Origin of the sequence: Micromonospora sp. BL1 (genome assembly GCF_003667485.1) — a bacterium.
GTDB classification, from domain to species: Bacteria; Actinomycetota; Actinomycetes; order Mycobacteriales; family Micromonosporaceae; genus Micromonospora; species Micromonospora tulbaghiae.
The window spans coordinates 1-5,471 of sequence record NZ_RCVK01000166.1; the positions used below are offsets into that span (position 1 = coordinate 1).

Genomic DNA, 5,471 nt, shown 5'->3' on the forward strand with positions numbered 1-5,471 from the left:
CGCCGTACCCGCCCACCCCGTGCCGGCCCGTGCCGACTGGCGGGACACGCTGCGCGAGGCGACCGACCTGGCGCTGCTCGGCTTCGCCGTGGCGCTCGCCGCCCTGCCGGTGCTCACGCTCGCTCCGGCGCTCGCCACCGCCAGTGCCGCACTGCACGACTGGTCGACCAGCGGTTCCTGGCCCGGCGCGCGGACCAGCCTGCGCCGGTTCGGCCGGGCGCTGCCCGCCGGGTCGGCGGTCAGCGCCGTCGCGCTCGCCGCCGCCGCGCTGCTCGCCGCCGACCTGCTCGCGCTCGCCACCGGCCGGGTGCCCGGAGGCGGGCCCGCGCTCGCGCTCACCGCCGTCGTGGTGGCGCTCCTGCTCGGGTACGCGGGCCTGGTCGCCGTCGCCGTCGGGCGCACCGGCGGCCGGGGGTGGCGGGCGGCCACGCGTGAGGTGGCGCGCACCTGCCCGCAGCGGCCCGGCACCTGGGCCGCCGCCTCCGGCATCTGCGCGCTCGCCGTGGCGCTGGGTGTGCTGGTCACGCCGGTGGCGGTGCCGATCCTCGGCGGGTACGCCCTCGCGGCGCTGCACGCGCTCGATGCCCGCCGTCCGGTCCCCGCCCCGGACCCGTCGTGACCGCCGAACCCCGTTCCGCCGCCGCCGAGTCGAGCCCTGCCGGGACCGACGCCGAACCCCGGCTCGTCGTGGGCGGTGCCGAGGTGGCCCGGTACCTGGTCCGGCCGGACCTCGACCCGCGCCACGGCCCTCGGCCGTACCTGCATCCGGTGCGGACCCGGGCCGGCACGCCGGTCACCGACGCGCTCCCGGCCGACCACGTCTGGCACCTCGGCGCGTCGTTGGCCGTGCAGGACGTGGACGGCGCCAACCTGTGGGGCGGCCGGACCTACGTGCGCGGCACCGGCTACACCTGGCGCGACGACCACGGCGTCATCGCGCACACCGGCTGGCGGGACCGGACCGCCGACCGGCTCGACCACGACCTGGAGTGGCGGGACCGGCACGGCCGGGTGCTGCTGCGCGAGCACCGGCGGATCACCGCCACCCCGGCCGGTGAGGACGCCTGGTGGCTGGACCTGTCCGCCACGCTCACCGCCGCCACCGGTGCGGACGTGCACCTGGGCAGCCCGGCGACGAACGGCCGCCCCGGTGGCGCCGGGTACGGCGGCTTCTTCTGGCGGGCGGTGGCCGACGGGGAACCGCTGGTGCGCACCGCCGAGGCGGATGGCGAGGAGGCGGTGAACGGGTCGGCCGCGCCCTGGCTGGCGCTGTCCGCCACCGCGCCGGGCGGCGGCGCGTACACGCTGGTGTTCACCGGCCTCGGGCCGGGCGACAGGTGGTTCGTGCGCACCGCGATGTACCCGGGCGTCTGCGTCGCGTACGCGTTCGACAGCCCGGCGGTGGTCGCGGCCGGGCGGCCCCGGCACAACCGGCACCGGGTGCTGGTCGCCGACGGCCACCTCGACCCGGCCGGCATCGCGGCCCGGCTGGATGCGGCGGTCGTTCCGTGAGCGCGAGGAGTGAGCCGGTCTTGCGAGCCCCGCGGTCGCGGACGAGGGTGATGCCGTGAGGCCGGACGTGGTCTGCGTGGGCGAGACGATGGTGGTGCTCGCCCCGGCCGGCGGCGGCCCGCTGGAGCACTCCGCGCGGCTGACTGTCGGTGTCGGCGGCGCGGAGTCCAACGTGGCGGGCGGGCTGGCCCGGCTCGGGTACCGCGCGGCGTGGGTCAGCCGCGTCGGCGACGACCCGTTCGGGCGGCGGGTGGTGGCCGAGGTCGCCGCCGCGGGCGTGGACGTCAGCCTGGTCACCGTGGATCCGGACGCGCCGACCGGCCTCTACCTGAAGGATCCGGGGCCGGACGGCACCCGCGTGCACTACCACCGTGCGGGGTCGGCCGCGAGCCGCCTCGGCGTGCCGGACCTCGCGCGTCCGGGGCTTGCCGGGGCACGCCTGCTGCACCTGTCCGGGATCACGGCCGCGCTCTCCGGCACCTGTCGTGACCTGCTGGAGCACGCGCTGACCGGGCGGGCGCTGCCCGGCGCGCGGGTGAGCTTCGACGTGAACCACCGTCCGGCGCTCTGGGCCGCCGAGCGGGCCGCACCGGTCCTGCGTGACCTGGCCGACCGCGCCGACGTGGTGCTGGTCGGGTTGGACGAGGCGGCCGTGCTCTGGTCGGCGGACGATCCGGCGGCGGTCCGTGCGCTGCTGCCCGGCCCGGAACTGGTGGTGGTCAAGGACGGGCCGGTCGGCGCGACGGCGCTGCCGCGTACCGGGCCGGCGGTGTTCGTGCCGGCGTTGCCGGTGCGCGTGGTGGAGCCGGTCGGCGCCGGGGATGCGTTCGCCGCCGGGTTCCTCTCCGGGCTGCTGCGCGATCTCGACCTGCGGTCCTGCCTGCGGCTGGGTCACCTCACCGCCGCGCCGGTGCTGACCGTGCCGGGCGACACCGCGCCGCCACCCGACCCGGAGACGATCGCGCGGGCGCTGGCGTCGCCGGACGAGGCGTGGACCGGGCAGGCGCAAGCCAGGGGAGGGAACGGGAGATGAGCGGGCACGACTTCGAGGTCCTGTTCGGCGACGCGCGGGTGATGGTGATCCTGCGTGACCTGCCGGCCGGTGAGACGGTCCGGCTGGCGGAACTGGCCTGGGATCTCGGCATCGACGTGGTGGAGGTGCCCATCCGTACCCCGGAGGCCGTGCCGGCGCTGCGCGCCGCCGTGACGGCCGGACGGCGGCGGGACCGGATCGTGGGCGCGGGCACGGTGCGTACCCCGGAGCAGGTCCGGCAGGCGGTAGCCGCCGGGGCGGCGTTCACAGTGGCGCCCGGCCTGGATCTGGCTGTCGCCGACGCGGCGGCCGGTCTCGGCGTGCCGCACCTGCCCGGCGTGGCCACGCCGACCGAGGCGCAGCGGGCGCTCGACCACGGCCTGGTGTGGCTCAAGGCGTTCCCGGCGGTCAGCCTCGGCCCGGCCTGGTTCCGGGCGGTGGCCGGGCCGCTGCCGGAGGCCCGGTTCGTGGCCACCGGCGGTGTCGACGCCGGCAACGCGGGCGACTTCCTCGCCGCCGGGGCGCGCGTGGTGGCGGTCGGGTCGGCGCTCACCGACCCGGAGCAGCTGCCGCGCCTGGCCACGCTCGCGGCCGGCGGGCCGGTCACCTGACCGTACGGCCGGACGTGGTGGCGGTGGTCCGGATCGCCTTCACGATCGCCGGGATCGACCCGATCAGCAGCACCAGCGCCCAGATGAGCGCCACCACGGCGAACACCACGGCGCCCAGGTCGTCGAGGATGCTGACCAGGATCACCGGCACCAGGCCGTGCAGGAACTGCAGCACCACCGTGCACAGCAGCGTGGTCAGCGCCAGCGCGACGAGGCCCTTGTTGCGCAGGAACCGGGGCTGGGCGGCGAGCAGCAGCCCGGCCCAGACCAGTTTGAGCAGCAGCGCCAGCCCGAGCAGCACGGCCGCGTCGTCGACCGGGAAGAACCCCCACACCGCGAGGTACGCCAGCGTGCCGAACGGCGGCGCCAGGAACAGCGACACCATCACCGTCAGCTCGACGAACGCGACGATCAGCAGGACCAGCGAGACCAGCAGCAGCACGATCGAGAAGACGAGCGTCGCCACGCCCTGCACCCGGCCCTGCATCCGGTCGGGCAGCACCAGGCTCAGGCAGAACAGACCGGTGGTCCAGAGCGCCACCACGTCGATCAGCGCCAGGTAGCCGACGCCCCGGCCGGACGGTTCGGACACCGCGCCGACGTCGCCCAGCTCGACGCCGAGCCGGCCGGCGCTGTCCCGCAGCGCGCCGCTCGCGTCGCCACCGCCGGTCAGCGCCGCCGCGCCCAGCTCCACGCCGACCACGAGCGCCACCGCGAGCAGCGCCAGCAGCAGGAACGGCTTGCGCAACTCACCCATGCCGCGTCTCCGTCCCGGTCAGGACCGGGCCAGCGTGACCGAACATCCGCCACCTCCCGGGCAGCGCAGGAGCACCTCGGTCTCCCGGTCCACAGCCACCTTCGCCACCGCCGGGCCGTCCGCGTCGGGCGCGACCTCGTCGCTGACTGTGACGTCCGCGTCGCCGGGCGCGGGGGCGGTCACCTCGAACGGCGTCGTACCGCGCAGCACCAGCGTGCGCAGCGCGCCCGGGTCGGCCACCCGCAGCCGGCACGCGGTGCCGAACGCGAGCGTCACCCCGTCGGCGGTGGTGGCGGGATCGGCGGCCGGGGGCAGGCACGTCACCGCCACCGTCGCCGGGTCCACCGTCCCGGTCCCGCGCCCCAGCCGGGCCAGCGCGCCCGGCCCGGCCGCCGGGTCGCCCGGGTCGTCGCGGCGCCCGGCCACCGCCATCACGTACAGCCCCACCAGCAGCACGGCCACCGCCGCCAGCAGCACCTTCTGCCTGGTGCTCACGGCCGGACGACGGGCGTGAAGCGGATCTCGTCCACCCCGGCGAAGTACCTGTCGGTGCCCTGGGTCTTGCTCACCGCCACGAGCGTCAGCTTGTGCGGCCCGCGGGTCAGCTCCACGGTGCCCACGTCCACCTCGTCGGTGCGGACCACCGTCGGGCTGAACCCGAAGAACGTGTCGCCGACCTGCCGGCCGTCGACCAGCCAGATCGTGTTCGCGTAGTCGAACGACGTGGTGCGCACGGTGGAGAACCGCCAGGTGCCGTCGGACGGCACGTCCACCTGCACGGTCACCCGGTCGCCCACGCCCCGGCCCAGGAAGAACAGCTGCGCGTCGCCGGACCACACCACGTCGCAGCAGTTCTCCTGCGCCACCACCTCCGCCTTCGCGCCGGTGGTGGACTGCACCGCGGCGCCGGAGACGAGTGTCTCCGCCTCCACCACCACCGCCCCGGCCTGCGGGGGAGCCGGGGTGTCCGGGCCGCGGGTCACGAGCCAGGCCACCACCCCGGCCACGACCAGCACCAGCGCCGCGGCGGCGGCGATCCACGGCCACGGCGCGCGCTTCGGGGGTACGACGGCCCGCACGTCGTACGTGACCCGCCCGCTGGACCTGGAACTCTCCTCCGGTGCGGTGTTGGCCGAGTACGCGAACCCGGTCATGTCGTAGCGCCGGGGCGGCGTGCCGGGCGGTACGGCGAGCCGGACCAGGAACGACACCGACCCCTGCCCGGGCACCACCCGCTGCGGCTCGGCCACCGTGAACCAGGCCCGCTGGCTGCCCTCGCCGGGCGCCACGTCGAACACGACGGTGTCCGGCGCGGTGCCCGGGTTCGACACGGTGAACGTCAGCTCACCGGCGTTGCGGGCGTCCACTGTGAACTGTTCGGCGGCGGCGACGACTGTCCATTCGGTGGTCATGAGGGCTCCTCGGGCGGATCGTGGGGCAGGGGTGCGGGGACGTGCGCCCGGCCGACCGCGCGCACCGAAGCCACCCCGGCGGCGGGCTCGGCGACGTCCGGCTCGGGCGTGTGCGCAGGGACCGGTTCCGGCGGGCCTTCTGGGGC

At 76.5% G+C, this 5,471-nt stretch carries 7 protein-coding genes; 4 read left to right on the forward strand and 3 right to left on the reverse strand.

The annotated features are described in order from the left end of the window. The 4 genes from EAD96_RS06415 to EAD96_RS06430 all read left to right on the forward strand — a co-directional run. Positions 1-619 (forward strand): hypothetical protein (locus EAD96_RS06415; RefSeq protein WP_233585490.1); only part of this gene is annotated, 619 nt, incomplete at its 5' end. Further along, on the forward strand, positions 616-1,512 hold the full coding sequence (locus tag EAD96_RS06420) for a PmoA family protein (RefSeq protein ID WP_121683605.1): 897 nt from the start codon (positions 616-618) through the stop codon (positions 1,510-1,512). The genes EAD96_RS06415 and EAD96_RS06420, both read left to right, overlap by 4 nt. A 55-nt stretch (positions 1,513-1,567) precedes the next feature. Further along, positions 1,568-2,545 (forward strand): sugar kinase, encoded by a 978-nt coding sequence (locus tag EAD96_RS06425; RefSeq protein WP_121683606.1) that lies wholly within the window; start codon positions 1,568-1,570, stop codon positions 2,543-2,545. Further along, positions 2,542-3,156, forward strand: a complete 615-nt coding sequence (locus EAD96_RS06430) for a bifunctional 4-hydroxy-2-oxoglutarate aldolase/2-dehydro-3-deoxy-phosphogluconate aldolase (protein ID WP_121683607.1) — start codon at positions 2,542-2,544, stop codon at positions 3,154-3,156. Before EAD96_RS06425 ends, EAD96_RS06430 begins: the two co-directional genes overlap by 4 nt. Here EAD96_RS06430 and EAD96_RS06435 read toward each other — a convergent pair. From EAD96_RS06435 to EAD96_RS06445, 3 genes are read right to left on the reverse strand one after another with little or no spacing between them, the layout of a single operon-like run. After that, a complete protein-coding gene (locus tag EAD96_RS06435) occupies positions 3,149-3,913 on the reverse strand; it encodes a hypothetical protein (protein WP_121683608.1) in 765 nt (254 codons plus the stop codon). The genes EAD96_RS06430 and EAD96_RS06435 overlap by 8 nt on opposite strands. A gap of 18 nt (positions 3,914-3,931) precedes the next feature. Next, positions 3,932-4,408 (reverse strand): hypothetical protein, encoded by a 477-nt coding sequence (locus EAD96_RS06440; RefSeq protein ID WP_121683609.1) that lies wholly within the window; start codon positions 4,406-4,408, stop codon positions 3,932-3,934. Continuing rightward, positions 4,405-5,325, reverse strand: a complete 921-nt coding sequence (locus tag EAD96_RS06445) for a hypothetical protein (RefSeq protein WP_121683610.1) — start codon at positions 5,323-5,325, stop codon at positions 4,405-4,407. The genes EAD96_RS06440 and EAD96_RS06445 overlap by 4 nt, the downstream gene beginning before the upstream one ends. Positions 5,326-5,471 lie beyond the last annotated feature (146 nt).

Excerpts from the sequence above, each read along its gene's own strand:
- EAD96_RS06445 (WP_121683610.1), bottom strand. The coding sequence starts at position 5,325 with ATGACCACCGAATGGACAGTCGTCGCCGCCGCCGAACAGTTCACAGTG.
- EAD96_RS06435 (WP_121683608.1), bottom strand. The coding sequence starts at position 3,913 with ATGGGTGAGTTGCGCAAGCCGTTCCTGCTGCTGGCGCTGCTCGCGGTG.
- EAD96_RS06430 (WP_121683607.1), top strand. The coding sequence starts at position 2,542 with ATGAGCGGGCACGACTTCGAGGTCCTGTTCGGCGACGCGCGGGTGATG.